This is a genomic window from Gluconacetobacter asukensis (assembly GCF_014174375.1).
Classification (GTDB): Bacteria; Pseudomonadota; Alphaproteobacteria; order Acetobacterales; family Acetobacteraceae; genus Gluconacetobacter; species Gluconacetobacter asukensis.
In genome coordinates this window covers 1-13,937 of the sequence record NZ_JABEQE010000022.1, presented here as the reverse complement: position 1 = coordinate 13,937, position 13,937 = coordinate 1, and the positions used below count along the sequence as shown (strand labels likewise).

At 66.4% G+C, this 13,937-nt stretch carries 15 protein-coding genes; 5 read left to right on the top strand and 10 right to left on the bottom strand.

Annotation, left to right across the window (positions count from 1 at the left end):
• Positions 1-170 precede the first annotated feature (170 nt).
• Entirely contained in the window at positions 171-2,213 is a 2,043-nt protein-coding gene (locus tag HLH35_RS17550) for a ComEC/Rec2 family competence protein (RefSeq protein WP_246385198.1), read from the top strand.
• Positions 2,214-2,339: 126 nt separating this feature from the next.
• Here HLH35_RS17550 and nth read toward each other — a convergent pair whose 3' ends face one another.
• A complete protein-coding gene (gene nth, locus HLH35_RS17545) occupies positions 2,340-3,026 on the bottom strand; it encodes an endonuclease III (protein WP_246385197.1) in 687 nt (228 codons plus the stop codon).
• Between the two features lie 261 nt (positions 3,027-3,287).
• On the opposite strand from nth, the gene HLH35_RS17540 reads away from it, so the two are divergent.
• Both HLH35_RS17540 and HLH35_RS17535 read left to right on the top strand, forming a co-directional pair.
• Positions 3,288-5,120, top strand: coding sequence for an ABC transporter ATP-binding protein (locus HLH35_RS17540; RefSeq protein ID WP_182980385.1), 1,833 nt, complete (start codon positions 3,288-3,290; stop codon positions 5,118-5,120).
• Between the two features lie 218 nt (positions 5,121-5,338).
• On the top strand, positions 5,339-6,316 hold the full coding sequence (locus HLH35_RS17535) for an alpha/beta hydrolase (RefSeq protein ID WP_182980384.1): 978 nt from the start codon (positions 5,339-5,341) through the stop codon (positions 6,314-6,316).
• Positions 6,317-6,408: 92 nt separating this feature from the next.
• Here the strand turns inward: HLH35_RS17535 and HLH35_RS17530 are convergent, their stop codons facing one another.
• The 8 genes from HLH35_RS17530 to hisB all read right to left on the bottom strand — a co-directional run bounded on the left by HLH35_RS17530 (position 6,409) and on the right by hisB (position 11,724).
• A complete protein-coding gene (locus HLH35_RS17530; RefSeq protein ID WP_182980383.1) occupies positions 6,409-6,894 on the bottom strand; it encodes a hypothetical protein in 486 nt (161 codons plus the stop codon).
• Between the two features lie 142 nt (positions 6,895-7,036).
• Positions 7,037-7,417, bottom strand: a complete 381-nt coding sequence (locus HLH35_RS17525) for a histidine triad nucleotide-binding protein (RefSeq protein ID WP_182980382.1) — start codon at positions 7,415-7,417, stop codon at positions 7,037-7,039.
• A gap of 17 nt (positions 7,418-7,434) precedes the next feature.
• Positions 7,435-7,917 (bottom strand): phosphoribosyl-ATP diphosphatase, encoded by a 483-nt coding sequence (locus HLH35_RS17520; protein WP_182980381.1) that lies wholly within the window; start codon positions 7,915-7,917, stop codon positions 7,435-7,437.
• Between the two features lie 28 nt (positions 7,918-7,945).
• Positions 7,946-8,719, bottom strand: coding sequence for an imidazole glycerol phosphate synthase subunit HisF (gene hisF / locus HLH35_RS17515; protein WP_182980380.1), 774 nt, complete (start codon positions 8,717-8,719; stop codon positions 7,946-7,948).
• Positions 8,719-10,074, bottom strand: a complete 1,356-nt coding sequence (gene hisA / locus HLH35_RS17510; protein WP_182980379.1) for a 1-(5-phosphoribosyl)-5-[(5-phosphoribosylamino)methylideneamino]imidazole-4-carboxamide isomerase — start codon at positions 10,072-10,074, stop codon at positions 8,719-8,721. The genes hisF and hisA overlap by 1 nt, the downstream gene beginning before the upstream one ends.
• Complete coding sequence (hisH, locus tag HLH35_RS17505; RefSeq protein WP_182980378.1) at positions 10,071-10,742, bottom strand: imidazole glycerol phosphate synthase subunit HisH; 672 nt, start codon at positions 10,740-10,742, stop codon at positions 10,071-10,073. The genes hisA and hisH overlap by 4 nt, the downstream gene beginning before the upstream one ends.
• A 2-nt stretch (positions 10,743-10,744) precedes the next feature.
• Positions 10,745-11,131, bottom strand: coding sequence for a hypothetical protein (locus HLH35_RS17500; RefSeq protein ID WP_182980377.1), 387 nt, complete (start codon positions 11,129-11,131; stop codon positions 10,745-10,747).
• Positions 11,128-11,724, bottom strand: a complete 597-nt coding sequence (hisB, locus tag HLH35_RS17495; RefSeq protein ID WP_182980376.1) for an imidazoleglycerol-phosphate dehydratase HisB — start codon at positions 11,722-11,724, stop codon at positions 11,128-11,130. The genes HLH35_RS17500 and hisB overlap by 4 nt, the downstream gene beginning before the upstream one ends.
• Positions 11,725-11,909: 185 nt before the next feature.
• Here hisB and HLH35_RS17490 point away from each other — a divergent pair, with 185 nt between their 5' ends.
• Entirely contained in the window at positions 11,910-12,497 is a 588-nt protein-coding gene (locus tag HLH35_RS17490) for a nitroreductase family protein (RefSeq protein ID WP_182980375.1), read from the top strand.
• Positions 12,498-12,519: 22 nt separating this feature from the next.
• Positions 12,520-13,698, top strand: a complete 1,179-nt coding sequence (gene ubiM / locus HLH35_RS17485; protein WP_182980374.1) for a 5-demethoxyubiquinol-8 5-hydroxylase UbiM — start codon at positions 12,520-12,522, stop codon at positions 13,696-13,698.
• 24 nt (positions 13,699-13,722) lie between these two features.
• On the opposite strand, the gene HLH35_RS19800 is transcribed toward ubiM, so the two are convergent.
• On the bottom strand, positions 13,723-13,937 hold a 215-nt coding region (locus HLH35_RS19800; protein WP_220790752.1), incomplete at its 5' end, for a hypothetical protein.

Genomic DNA, 13,937 nt, shown 5'->3' with positions numbered 1-13,937 from the left:
GCGCCGGTATGGGAGCGTTGCGGGGCTTGGGCGTTTGTCTCTTCTTTTTCTGGAGAAAAAGAAGCAAAAAGACTTTTAATCTGTTGTCGGCATTCCGCCTTGTCCGGCGGTTTTCCCTTTAAAAGGCTAAAAGTTTTTTGGTTCTTTTTTTCAAAAAAGAACGGGACGCGTTGGCCGGCTTGTTGCTGGCGGAACACCGGCGTCTGGCGCTGTGGCTGCCGGTCGGGCTGGGGCTGGGCATCGCGTGGTATTTCCGGCTGCGCCACGAACCCGGAACGCCGGGAGTTCTTGCCTGGGCCGGCATTGCTGTTCTGGGGCTCGGCTGGATCGCATGGCGGCCCTATGCGCTGGCGCCGCGTGTGCTCGGCGGGGGCGCCGCGACGCTGGCCTTGGGGTTTCTGGCCGCGTTCTGGGCCACGCACCGTCAGCCGCCTTTGCCCGACCTGCCGGCGCGCGCGACCATCGTCACCGGGCGCATCGTGGCCGTGGCCCTGCTGCCGGCCGATGGTCCCTCCGTCCGGCGGCTGGATCTGGCCGATGCGGTACTGGACGACCCGCTCGATTCCGGCATGCCACCCCTGCGCCGCATCCTGCGCGTGCGCCTGCGCGCCGATGATCCGCTGGTGCCTGTTCCGGGCATGGTCGTGCGGGTGCGTGCCTTGTTGCGGCCACCGGCGCCTCCGTCCTTGCCCGGCGGTCCTGACCGGCAGCGTCGTGCCTATTTCGACGGAACGGCCGGCGGTGGCATGGCCCTGGGCCGGGCGCAGGCGCTCGGGCCGGTGCCGGGGGCGTCGTCGCTGGAGGCACTGCGCGAGCGCGTATCGGCGCATATCCTGCATGTGCTGCCGGGTGCCGCGGGCGGGGTGGCGACGGCGGTGCTGACCGGTTCCGCCGTGGGAATGAAACAGGCGGATCGCGACGCGTTCGCCGATGCGGGGCTGGCCCATCTGCTGGCGGTGGCGGGGCTGCATCTGGGCATCGTCATGGGCGTGTCGGTGGCGGTGGTGCGGCTGCTGCTGGCCTGTTCGGAATGGGCGACGCTGTACTGGCCATGCCGGTCGATCGCCGCCATTGCCGGGCTGGCGGCCGGCATTTTGTATGTGGCGCTGACGGGCGCGCATCTGCCGGCTTTGCGCAGCCTGACCATGGCGGCGCTGGTGGTGCTGGCCATCGTCACCGGCCGGCGGGCGCTCTCGCTGCGCGGGTTGGCTGTGGGGGCAATCCTGCTGCTGCTGACCGGGCCGGCCGACCTGCTGGAGGCCCCGCTGCAGATGTCGCTGGCCGCCGTCATGGCGCTGGCGGCGGGGGCCGAGGTCACGCGTCCGCTCTTTGTCCGCCTGATCGAGCAGCCCGGCTGGTGGCGGCGTGCCCTGCGCCACATCGCGCATCTGGCGCAGGCCAGCCTGCTGGCCGGGGGGGCGACGGTGCCGGTGGTGATGGCGCATTTCGGCACGCTTCAGCCCTGGTTCGTGCTGGCCAATCTGCTGGCGGTGCCGCTGATGGCGATGTGGGTCCTGCCGCTGGGCCTGCTGTCCCTGCTGCTGATGCCATGGGGGGCGGAGGCCATGGCGCTGGTGCCGATGGGCTGGGGCATCGGGCTGATCCTCGATCTGGCGCGCATGGTCTCCGGCTGGCCGGCGGCGCGGCTGGCGGTGCCCGCCATGCCGGGCTGGGGGCTGGCCATATGGCTGCTGGGCCTCTGCTGGCTCTGCCTGTGGGCCGGGCGATGGCGCTGGTGGGGCGTGGGGCCGATGGTGCTGGCTCTGGCCGTGCCTCTCCTGGTCGTGCGGCCGGATCTGCTGCTTTCTCCCGACGGGCGCACGGTGGCGGTGCGTGATGGTGCGGTGCTGCGCGTCGGCCCGCGTCCGGGCAGCGAACGGCTGGTCGAGGACGATTGGCGGCAGGCCCTGGCGCTGCCGATTGCCCCCGGTGGCATCACGACCTGCCGCGATGGTGTGTGCCTGCGGGATGCGCCAGCGGCCGGTTGCGCGGGAATGGTTCTGCTGATCACGCTGGCGCCCGATGATGCGGGTTGTCCGGGCGTACGCATGCTCGACACGCTGACGACGTGGAAAAGCGGCGCGCAGGCCGTCTTCCTGCGCTCCGGTGGTCCGCTTGTGGTCTCGGACCGTGACTGGCGTGGGGCGCGCCCTTGGGTGCTGGCGCCGGGACAGCATGGGATGCCCGTTCTGCCGTTGGCGCAGCGGGAGTAGGTCTTCTTTTTCTGAAGAAAAAGAAGCAAAAAGACTTTTATCCGTTTAGGGACATCGACTGTCCCAGCAAAAAACTCCTGAACAGATCAGAAGTTTTTTGGTTCTTTTTTTCAAAAAAGAACAGCCTCAAGGCGGCGCCAACACCTTCCCCGTATACTGGCAAGGCTCGATCGCCGGGCACCGCCAGCATTCCGGGCGGCGAGCCTTGCAGACATAGCGTCCGTGCAGGATCAGCCAGTGATGCGCGGGGCGCAGCATCGGGGCCGGGATGCGGGCGACCAATTGGTCCTCCACCGCGCGGGGGGTCTTGCCGGGGGCCAGGCCGGTGCGGTTGCCGATGCGGAAGATATGGGTATCGACGGCCATGGTGCTGTCGCCGAAGGCCACGTTCATCACCACGTTCGCGGTCTTGCGGCCCACGCCGGGCAGGGCTTCCAGCGCCGCGCGGTCGTGCGGGACCTGGCCGCCATGCTGGTCCAGCAGGGCCTGCGACAGGGCGACGACATTGCGCGCCTTGGTGCGCCACAGGCCGATGGTGCGGATATGGTCGCCGACCGCCTCTTCGCCCAGCGCCACCATCGCGGCGGGGTTGGGGGCGTCGCGGAACAGGCCCTTGGTCACGCGGTTGACCGAGATATCGGTGGCCTGCGCGGACAGGGCGACGGCGACCAGCAGCGTGTAATCGTCGACGAAATCCAGCTCGCTTTCCGCATTGGGGTGGGCGTCGGCCAGCAGGGTGATGAAGCGCTCGACTTCCTTCAGCGTCATGCGGCGGCGGGCGCCGGGCGGGCGGGCGGTGGGTGTGCGGGTCATGCCGTCTCTGCGGGAAGGTGGAAGAAAGGGATGATCCGTTTTCGGCCGGACGGCGTGATCTGTAAATCGTCGGCGCGCGAGACGGCTGCGCCGTCTTGCGTTCCGGTGGCGGCACGGCGATAGTTCGGCCCGAAAACCGGGACAAGATCAGAATGCCCATCGTGCGGCGCGGGCGCGCGCCGCGCGGCACGCGACGGCCCGCGCCGTCGCCGCGGTTGGGGCGGACGCACAAGGATGGCCGGCATGACCGGCCGGAGCATCATGACAGACCAACAAGCCGCGTCGGGCCAGGAGCGCCCCGCGCGCAATGAATTCGCCGAAGTTCTGGGCTTCGTGATCCGCCGCTGGCTGCGCCATCCCGGCGCGCTGGCCTGGACGCTGGCAGGCGTTTCGGTGGCAACGGTGGCCGACGTGGCCACCCCGCTGCTGGCCGGCTGGATGGTTGATGACGTCTCGCGCGCAGCAGGCGGGGCAGCGGGAGGCGCGGTTGCCACTCCGGCGATGGAGGCCGCCCGGCGCGGTGCGCTGTGGATGGTCGGCGGGCTGGTGCTGCTGGGCCTGCTGGGCGTGGCCGGGCGCCGCATGTCCTATCTGGGCATCACGCATCTGACCGCGCGCACCATGCGCGGCATCGCCGAAAGCGCCTTTGCCCGTGTGCAGCGTTTTTCGACCGACTGGCATGGCAATACCTTCGCAGGCTCGACCGTGCGCCGGCTGACGCGCGGCATGTGGGCCACCGACACACTGGCCGACACGCTGATGCTGATGCTGCTGCCCAGCGTGCTGGTGCTGGCTGCGACCACGGTCGTCCTGGCGGCGCACTGGCCGTCGATGGGCCTGCTGCTGGGGGTCAGTTCGATCCTGCTGGTGGCGATGTCCACCTGGTTGACCCTGCGCTACGTCGCGCCCTCCGCCCGACTGGCGAATAAATGGGATACCCGCATGGGTGCGGCGCTGGCCGATGCCGTCACCTGCAATTCCGTCGTCAAGGCGTTCGGCGCCGAACAGCGCGAGGACGCGCATCTGTCGCGCATCCTTGCGCGGTGGCAGACGCGGACGGAACGGTCGTGGATCCGGGGCACCAATTCGGGAAATCTGCAGAACGTGGCGGCCCTGCTCATGCGGGTGCTGCTGATCAGCGCGGTGCTGGCCCTGTGGTGGCGCGGCCGCGCCGGGCCCGGCGACGTGGCCTATGTGCTGACCATGGTGTTCCTGGTGCAGGGCTATCTGCGCGATATCGGGCAGCAGATCTCGATGGTCCAGCGTTCGGTGAACGAGATGGAAGAACTGGTCGCCATCTATCGCCTGCCGCTGGGCGTCGCGGATCGGCCGGGGGCCGGCACGCTGCGCGTGACGCATGGCGCTATCCGTTTCGATCACGTCGGTTTCGGCTATCGGGCGCAGACCCGGCCGCTGTTCCATGATCTGTCGATCGACATCCCCGCCGGCAGCCGCGTCGCGCTGGTCGGGCCCTCTGGGTCGGGCAAGACCACGCTGATCAAACTGTTGCAGCGTTTGTATGACGTTACCTCGGGCCGGATCCTGATCGACGGTATCGACATCGCCACCGTGACGCAGGAGAGCCTGCGCTCGCAGATCGCGATCGTGCAGCAGGAACCGGTGCTGTTCCATCGCTCGCTGGCCGAAAACATCGCCTATGGCCGCCCCGGCGCGTCGATGGCCGAGATCGAGGAAGCCGCGCGGCAGGCCAATGCAGCCGGCTTCATCAACCGCCTGCCCAAGGGCTACGCCACCATGGTCGGCGAACGCGGCGTCAAACTGTCGGGCGGCGAACGCCAGCGCGTGGCGATCGCCCGTGCCTTCCTGGCCAATGCCCCGATCCTGATCTTCGACGAGGCCACGTCCAGCCTGGATTCGGAATCGGAAATCCTGGTGCAGGAAGCCATGGAACGGCTGATGATCGGCCGCACCGTGCTGGTCATCGCCCACCGCCTGTCCACCGTCGTCGGGCTGGACCGCATCCTGGTCTTCGCCCACGGTGAGCTGCTCGAGGACGGGTCTCATGCGGAACTGGTGACGCATGAAGGCGGGTTGTATCGGCGGTTGTTCGAGTTGCAGTCGCTGGATGGATAGGGGAGTCGCAGGGCTCTGCCCTGCACCCGGAAGGGGACGGTCGTCCCCTTCACCCCCTGTTCGTGGGGGGGGAGTGGAAGATTGGTCTCGGCGGATGAATAAGGAAAAAGCGACTGTCCCTTTCGGGGGTAGGTCCGCGAAAAGGCAGTCAACGGATACGCGGTACTCCAACAGTGAAGAATGGCGTTATGGCGCCAACATGGCGGAAACAAAAAACAATGCGCGTTCTGGTTTTCAGCGGACTTTTCTCGGTTCTCATCTCAGCCATCATACCACTTTCCGTTTATGCGGCTGACAATCCAGAGATGGGCAACCGATACGTTCTGGAAGACACTGAGGTCACGACCATTCCGGCATCTCGTCTGCATCGAGATTACCAGATTCTTGTTAGTCTGCCAGCAACGTACAAATCCCGGCCCCACGACAAGTTTCCAGTTATCTTCCTGACTGATGCCGACTACGGCTTCCCGGTCGTGCGCAGTATTGCAAATCGTATGAATGATCATGGGGCCGGCATGGAAGATGCTGTGATTGTTGGCTTGTCTTACGCCATCGGAGACAGCCCCGCTTTCAGTCGTCGTCGGGACTATACGCCGACACCTAATGGAGATGGAGGCGTAAAGCCCGATATTCAGGGCCGGCCTCCGATATACGGCGAAGCGAAAGAATATCAGGATTACATCGAGCGAGACATATTTCCCTACGTCGCTGCCCATTACCACGTTGACATGAAGAACAAGATTTATCTCGGACACTCATATGGTGGTCTTTTCGGGGTGTATTGCCTTCTGACCAAGCCAGAGATGTTTCAGCATTATATATTCGGGAGCCCGTCACTATGGTTTGACAATCACGTTATGTTCAAGCTGGAAGACGCCTATGCCGGCACACACGGGGATCTCCAGGCAGATATCTATGCCGGAGTCGGATCGACCGAGACGCCGGACCGTCCGAATAATCAATATGACATGGTAAGGGATCTACAGACGTTCATTGGGAGTCTTCGAAAACATCATTACCCACATTTGAAAATTCAGATGCGTATATTTCAGGGCGAGGACCATCTGACAGTGTTCCCCCTGACGATCACGCATGGACTGATCCATGTTCTTGAGCCCAATTACCCTAAAGATGACGATATTTCTGTTTGGGATCGGAAATCGAGGTATGGTTCGTTAATGAAGAGTGCGGGCTAAATCGGAGAAAGTATCTCTTGTAGGCTATCATGTAAAAACGGGTTGATAAAATCTGGGGGTTGCCGGCCCTCTTCATCGTTGACCAGCCTAGCTTACCAGCCGGCATTATACTGGCCCATACCGGGGTCCCAATTGCCCCAGGCGGGGTTCCATGACGGGTTCCAGCCGCCCCAGCCGGGGCCGGTCATCGGGCCCCAGGCATTCCAGTTCCATGTGGTGTCCCGGTATTCCCCGGCCGTCATCTGCTGTTCGTCGGCCAGCATCTTCTGCTGGCGATAGCTCTGGTAATTATCGTAGGCGGCCTGGTCGCCGACATACAGGCAATCGCAGACGGTCGGGTCGGCATAGACGTAGAAGACGCTGTTCCCATGTGTCCTGCGGACGAAATGATGGGGCGGGAGGCGGTTCAGCATCGCCTGCTGCTGCTGTGACGTGACCGGTCTCAGGGCAAAGCCGGCCGCGGCGAGATGGTCTTCCTTCTGCGCGATCCGCTGGGCCGTCGTTTCGCAGGATGGCAGGCAGGCCAGCATGGTCAGGACGGCAAGGGCACGCACCGGCGCGCGGTTCCACACACTCATTCCCGTTCGCTCCCGTTTGTGGCAATATTTTGAAATACTTTATCCGCTATCCCGACCGGCACCAACCCTGTCCTGAATCGAGGTGCAGGAGGCAAGCCTCCTGCCGGGGCGTCGGGGCAGCGCCCCGACAGAGAACGCCCGTTCAGGACCGATGCAGCATCGGCCCTAGAGCGGCGCCGCCGAACAGATGAACATGGAAGTGCGGCACTTCCTGCCCGGCCGCCGCGCCCATATTTGCCAGCAGGCGGTATCCGTGGTCTTCCAGCCCCAGCGACGCCGCCACATGGCCGACCGCGCGGGTAAAGCCCGCGATTTCGGCCTCGCCGGCCGTCTGGCTGAAATCGGCGAAGGAGACGTAGGGCCCTTTGGGGATCACCAATACATGGACCGGTGCCTGAGGCGCGATGTCGTGGAACGCCAGCGCGTATTCGTTTTCATAGATTTTGCGGCAGGGGATTTCCCCGCGCAGGATCTTGGCGAAGACGTTCTGCGGGTCGTACGGACCCCGTCCGGAAACGGCCATGGACATGCCTCCTTGCTTCAGACCGCCAACGGGTCGCGGGGGCGGGCGGCCTTTTCGGCGATGCCGCTGGTGCCCTCGCGGCGCGTCAGTTCGGCCCATACATCCGACGGATGGATGCCGGCATCAACCCACATGACGATCAGGTGGTACAGCACGTCGGCGCTCTCGCCGATCAGTTCCTCGGTATTGCCGGCCACGGCCTCGATCAGGCACTCGACCGCTTCCTCGCCGAATTTCTGCGCGATCTTGCGCCGGCCGCGCGACAGCAGGCGCGCGGAATGGCTGACCGCCGGGTCGGTGCCCTTGCGCGAGACGACGACATTGAACAGCCGGTCCAGGATTTCCGCCGTCGCCGCAGGCTCGGTGGGCAGGGCAGGAACCGCCTTTACGATGGCGGCAGCGGGCGCGGCCTTTTTCCGGGCCGTCTTCTTGGCGACGCCCTTCTTGCCGGCGGCCTTGGTGTCGTCGTTCTTGCGCATGGTCTTCGGGATTTTTGGCATCAGGCCCTCGCTTGGGTATTCGCGCCGTTCAGGATCTGGCAGCCGGCGTGCGGCGGACCGGCAGGCCGGCATCGGCCAGGGCCTGCTTGACCTGCGGGATGGTGAACTGGCCGAAATGGAACACGCTGGCGGCCAGCAGGCCGGTGGCCCCGGCGCGCGCGCCCTCGACGAAATGCTCCAGCGTGCCGACGCCGCCCGAGGCCACGACCGGCACCCGCACCGCGCCGCAGGCCGCGCGCAGCAGGTCCAGGTCGAATCCGCTGCGGGTGCCGTCGCGGTCCATGCTGGTCAGCAGGATCTCGCCGGCGCCGCGCTCGGTCACCTCGCGGCACCAGTCGATGGCATTGCGGCCGGTGGGCGTGCGGCCGCCGTGGGTATAGACCTCCCATGACCCGTGCCCGTCCGACCGGGCATCGACGCCTACCACCACGCACTGGCTGCCGAATTTCCGCGCGGCCTCGTTGACCAGTTCGGGGCGGCTGACGGCGGCGGAATTCATCGCGCATTTGTCGGCGCCGGCCAGCAGCAGGCGGCGCATGTCGTCGGTCGTGCGCACGCCCCCGCCCACGGTCAGAGGCAGGAAGATCTTCTCGGCCGTGCGGTTGACCACGTCCAGGATCGTATCGCGGTTTTCGTGGCTGGCGGTGATGTCCAGAAAGGTCAGTTCGTCGGCGCCGGCGGCGTCATAGACCGCCGCCTGCTCCACCGGGTCGCCCGCGTCGCGCAGCGAGACGAAATTGACCCCCTTCACCACCCGTCCGTTCTTCACGTCCAGGCAGGGGATGACCCGCAACTTCAGCATCAGGACAGGATCCGCAACGCGTCGGCCGGGTCCACCCGGCCGTCATACAGCGCACGGCCGACGATTACGCCCTCGATCCCCGGCGCGGTGACCGTGGCGGCCCGCAATGCGCGCAGATGCTCGACATTGCCCACACCGCCGCTGGCGATGACCGGGATCGACAGGCTGTTCGCCAGTTCGGCGGTCTGGGGGATGTCGATGCCCGTCAGCATGCCGTCGCGGCTGATCTCGGTGAAGATGATCGCGGCGACGCCCACATCCTCCATCCGGCGGCCCAGCTCGATGGCCTTCATGTCCGAGGTTTCGGCCCAGCCTTCGGTCGCAACCTGTCCCGACCGTGCGTCGATACCGGCGACGATCCGGCCGGGGAAGGCACGGCAGGCGGCGCGGACCAGCTCGGGATTCTTCACCGCGACGCTGCCCAGGATCACGCGGGTGATCCCGGCGGCCAGCCAGCGTTCGATGCTGTCCAGGTCGCGCAAGCCACCGCCCAGCTGCACCGGCACGGTGGCGTTGGCGATGATGGCTTCGATCGCCGCGCTGTTGGCCGACTTTCCGGCAAAGGCGCCGTTCAGGTCGACCACATGCAGCCAGCCGCAGCCCGCCGCGATCCAGGCCCGGGCCTGGGCGCCGGGATCGTCGGAATAGACCGTGGCATCATCCATCTCGCCCCGGCGCAGGCGCACGCAGGCGCCGTCCTTCAGGTCGATGGCGGGGTAGAGGGTCAGGCTGTGGCCGGTCACGCTGGCAGGTCCTGTGGCGGGAATGGGAACGGAAGAGGCCTGCGGGTGGGCGGGCACGACCCGCTCATTGTCCTGCAGGCGCTTGGTGAAGAACAGGCCACGCATCGTCCGCCCGTCGGCGCGGGCATAGCTGGGATGGGTGCCCCATTGATAGAAGCCGAAGGTGCGGAACAGCCGGATCGCGGCCTCCTGGGTCTCGCGCACATCCAGGTTCAGGATCTGGTAGCCCATGGCCCGCGCGCACTGTTCGGCCTCCAGCAGCAGCAGCCGGCCCAGGCCGTGCCCCCTGGCATAGGGCGCGACATACAGATGCATCAGCGTGGCGCTCATCGCCTGCGCTTCGTTGTTGCGCGGCGGGCGGACCAACTGCGCGGCGCCGACGATGATGCCATCCAGCCGCGCGACGAACAGCATGCGCTCCGGCACCATCAGCAGGCCCCGGAAATAGCGTTCCATCGCCTGGCGGCCCGGCACGTTCAGCCAGCCGAACCCGCCGCCATCCAGGATCGCGGCGTCGGTCGCCTCGCAGAGCGCCTGAAGATCGTCTTCCGTCAGCGACTGGACGCGCTCGGCACGTGGCTGGTCCCTGGTGGGTCTGCCGCTACCGCTCATGCGCGCTCTCCTTCGCGGGCTGGCGTCCAGCGCAGGAAATTCGACAGGATTCGCAGGCCGACCGTCTGGCTCTTCTCGACATGGAACTGCGTGCCGGCGCGATTGCCACGGGCCACGATCGCCGGCACCGCGCCACCATAATCAGTCGTCGCCACCAGTTCGCCCGCTGCGCCGTGGCGCAGCGCATAGGAATGGACGAAATAGCCGTGGGCGTCTTCGTCCAGCCCATCGGTCAGCGGATGCGCGCCCGGTGTAAAATCCAGCCGGTTCCACCCCATCTGCGGCAGGCGCAGGCCGGGTGCTTCCATCGGCGCGATCTCGCCTGCGATCCAGCCGAAACCGGGGGTGATGGCATGTTCCAGCCCACGCTCGGCCATCAACTGCATGCCGACACAGATGCCCAGGAAGGGCGTCCCCGCATCCGTCGCGTCGACGATGGCCGCGCGCAGCCCCGGCACGGCGTCCAGCCCGGCGGCGCAGTCGGCGAAGGCGCCCTGTCCGGGCAGCACGATCCGATCCGCCCCGCGCACCGTTTGCGGATCGGCCGAAATCGTCACCTCGGCGTCGATGGCGCTATCTGCTGCCGCCCGCGCCAATGCCCGCGCGGCCGATGCCAGGTTGCCGCCATTATAATCGATGACGACGATGGATTGCGTCGCGGATGTCATATTCATGCCTCCGCCGGGTTGCCACGGGTGCGCGCGAGCGTGGGGTTGCGCTCCAGCAGGCGCAGCAGCGCGGCCTCGCGCCCCTGCGCCACGATCACCGGGCCGGCGGCCAGGCCGTTCAGCCGCAATTCCCACTCTCTTATATCGGCAGCGCACAGGCCCAGCAGCAGATGCAGCCCGGCCCAGAACGGCAGCAGCGGCAGATGCGCCGCCCGCACCGCGTCCAGCAGCAGCAGGCTGGCGGTGCCGGCCAGCAGCCCGGCGATCCAGCTTCCCTGAATCACCAGCCCCAGCCAGCCCAGCAGCAGCACCCGCCAGGACAGGCGCTCGGCCACCAGGATGGGCGGAAGCCGGTCGTCAGTCCGGAACCATGTGGAATAGCTCGTCACAGCACGCCTTTGGTCGAGGGAATGCTCCCGGCCGCGCGCGGGTCGGGCTCGGCCGCCATGCGCAGGGCCCGGGCCGCCGCCTTGAACGAGGCTTCGGCAATATGGTGGCAGTTCCGCCCGGCCTTCTGCGTGACGTGCAGCGTCAGCAGCGCGCTCATGGCGAAGGCGCGGAAGAATTCCTCGAACAGCTCGGTATCCATCTCACCGATCTTGTCGCGCGGGAAATCCACCGACCAGGCCAGGAAGGGGCGGCCGGAGATATCGACCACCACTTCGCTCAGCGCCTCGTCCAGCGGCACCAGCGCGTGGCCGAAGCGGCGGATGCCCCGCTTGTCGCCGATCGCGCGGACAAAGGCCTGGCCCAGCGCGATGCCGGTATCCTCGGTGGTATGATGGAAGTCGATATGCAGGTCGCCCTTGGCCTCGATCTCCAGATCGAACAGGCCATGGCGGGCCAGCGCCGTCAGCATATGATCGAAGAAGCCGATTCCGGTCGCGATCCGCGACTGGCCGGTGCCGTCCAGGTTCAGCCGGAGCGTGATGTCGGTCTCGCTGGTGACGCGATGAATCGTGGCTGTGCGGGCAGTATCCATGCCCGTTCTCCTACAGGAGTGGGCCGCGTTAGGCCACTCTCCTGTATGGGTCGCGCGCAGCGTTGCCGGCGATGTTCGCGCCCCTGGGCCGCAGGCGACGGATATTGGCTTCACCTTCCTTCTGCTGCATGGTGCCGGCCAGGGCCGCGCGACCGCTGCCGGGGCCCGAGACCAAGGAGGCCCCTATGGCCGTGCTCGACAGCCTGCTGTCCCGCTCATCGACCGACGCCCTGTCCGAACCCGCGCCCGAAGGATCGGTGCTGGAGGATATCCTCTCCACCGCGATGCGCGCGCCGGACCATGGCCGCCTGCGGCCGTGGCGCTATGTGCTGATCCGTGGCGAGGCCCGGCCCAGACTGGCCGAACTGGTGGTGGCCGGCATGCTGGCGCGCGATCCGGACGTGCCGGCCGCGAAGATCGAGAAGCGCCGCAGCCGCTTCTCCACCATGCCGCTGACCATCGCATTGGGCATGCATCTGCGCCCCGAGGACAAGATCCCGCTGATCGAGCAGGAAATGGCGGTCGCGGCGGCGGCGATGAATATCCTCAATGCCCTGCATGCGACGGGCTTCGGCGGGGTGTGGGTGACGGGCGACATGGCGGTCGACCCCGCGCTGGCTTCGGCGCTGGGGTTCGATGCGCCGCACAGGCTGGCGGGCTTCCTGTTCGTCGGCACGCCGGACCCGAACCGGGCCGTGCCGCCGCGTCGGCCGGTGGAAGATTACGTGGCGGAGTGGCACGGCGCGCCGGTCACGTTCGGGGCGGACAAGTAGAGAGCGAATGCGGAAGAGCGAGATGCGCAGCGACGTCACGATCATCGGCGGTGGTCCCGCCGGCCTGGCCACGGCCCTGTCGCTGGAAAGCGCCGGCCTGTCTGTCACCGTGCTGGAGCGCGCGCCACAGGCCGCGCTGGCCGAACCCGCGTTCGACGGGCGGGAAATCGCCCTGACCCATCATTCGGTCACGCTGCTGCGGAACGCAGGGGCATGGGCACGCATCCCCCCGGTGGGCATTTCCCCCTTGCGTGAGGCAAGGGTGGAAACCGGGCGGCACAACCATCCGCTGACCTTCGATACGAACGGCCAGGGCGTCGAGGCCCTGGGGTATCTGGTCTCCAACCACCTGATCCGTCAGGCCCTGTATGAAGAGGCCGTGACGCGCCCCGGTATCGTGGTGCGCGCGGGCGTCGCGACGCGGCGTGTGCGGGACGACGGTGACGGCGTGACCGTGCTGGCCGAGGGGGGTGACGTAACGTCGCGCCTGGCCATCGCGGCCGATGGACGGTTTTCCGACATCCGGCGCCTGCAGGGCATCGGCGCGATCATCCATGATTTCCATCGATCCATGCTGGTCTGCCGCATGGCGCATGAATCGCCTCATCATCATGTGGCGACCCAATGGTTCGATGACGGGCAGACGATCGCGCTGCTGCCCGTCAATGGCGGCGCGTCCTCGCTGGTCCTGACCCTGCCGCCGGACCAGATCGAGGCGCTGCGGACGATGGAGCGCGACCGCTTCAACGAGGAGATCATGGCCAGGGTCGGTAATCGGCTGGGCGCCATGCGGCTGGTCAGCACGCGGCATGTCTATCCGCTGCGGGCGGTCTATGCGCATCGCTTCACGGCGCGGCGCTTCGCATTGATCGGCGATGCGGCCGTGGGCATGCATCCGATCACCGCGCACGGTTTCAATCTGGGGCTCAAGGGGCAGGATATCCTGGCGCAGGAGATCGCGGTCGGGATGGCACGCGATGGCGATCCTGGGTCGGCTGCGGTGCTGCGGCGGTTCTCCACCCGTCATCGCCTGGCCACGGCGCCGCTGTTTGCCGCCACCAACGGCATCGCCACCCTCTATACGCGCGACGAATCACCCTTCCGGTACCTGCGCCGCGCCGGTCTGCGGGCTGCCGATTCTCTCGCGCCCTTCAAGGCGGCCGTGACCAACATGCTGATCGATCGGGGCAAAACGGCCTGAAACCGCCATTTTCTGATCGGCGGGTCAGAAAAAAACGACGCGCCGCATTTTTCGCTGTTGACGGTGTATGGGGTGGGGTGTAGATCGCTCTTCACCGCCGGGGCTGAGGTTCTTGACCTGGTGGTTTGGACCTGCTAGTTTCTTTGGCCCTTCTGGGGTGTTTGAGATTAGAAGTTGTTCTTTGACAATAGAATATGGAATGGAAGGGATATGTTGGCGGCGTTCTGACGGCCTGTGAG

What these genes read in the sequence shown, in the direction of transcription:
- HLH35_RS17525 (WP_182980382.1), bottom strand. Translation starts at nt 7,417, where the DNA reads ATGGCCGTTTCCGGACGGGGTCCGTACGACCCGCAGAACGTCTTCGCC.
- hisF (WP_182980380.1), bottom strand. Translation starts at nt 8,719, where the DNA reads ATGCTGAAGTTGCGGGTCATCCCCTGCCTGGACGTGAAGAACGGACGG.
- hisA (WP_182980379.1), bottom strand. Translation starts at nt 10,074, where the DNA reads ATGAGCGGTAGCGGCAGACCCACCAGGGACCAGCCACGTGCCGAGCGC.
- HLH35_RS17530 (WP_182980383.1), bottom strand. Translation starts at nt 6,894, where the DNA reads ATGAGTGTGTGGAACCGCGCGCCGGTGCGTGCCCTTGCCGTCCTGACC.
- nth (WP_246385197.1), bottom strand. Translation starts at nt 3,026, where the DNA reads ATGACCCGCACACCCACCGCCCGCCCGCCCGGCGCCCGCCGCCGCATG.
- HLH35_RS17520 (WP_182980381.1), bottom strand. Translation starts at nt 7,917, where the DNA reads ATGCCAAAAATCCCGAAGACCATGCGCAAGAACGACGACACCAAGGCC.
- hisH (WP_182980378.1), bottom strand. Translation starts at nt 10,742, where the DNA reads ATGACATCCGCGACGCAATCCATCGTCGTCATCGATTATAATGGCGGC.
- ubiM (WP_182980374.1), top strand. Translation starts at nt 12,520, where the DNA reads ATGCGCAGCGACGTCACGATCATCGGCGGTGGTCCCGCCGGCCTGGCC.
- HLH35_RS17490 (WP_182980375.1), top strand. Translation starts at nt 11,910, where the DNA reads ATGGCCGTGCTCGACAGCCTGCTGTCCCGCTCATCGACCGACGCCCTG.
- hisB (WP_182980376.1), bottom strand. Translation starts at nt 11,724, where the DNA reads ATGGATACTGCCCGCACAGCCACGATTCATCGCGTCACCAGCGAGACC.
- HLH35_RS17540 (WP_182980385.1), top strand. Translation starts at nt 3,288, where the DNA reads ATGACAGACCAACAAGCCGCGTCGGGCCAGGAGCGCCCCGCGCGCAAT.
- HLH35_RS17535 (WP_182980384.1), top strand. Translation starts at nt 5,339, where the DNA reads ATGCGCGTTCTGGTTTTCAGCGGACTTTTCTCGGTTCTCATCTCAGCC.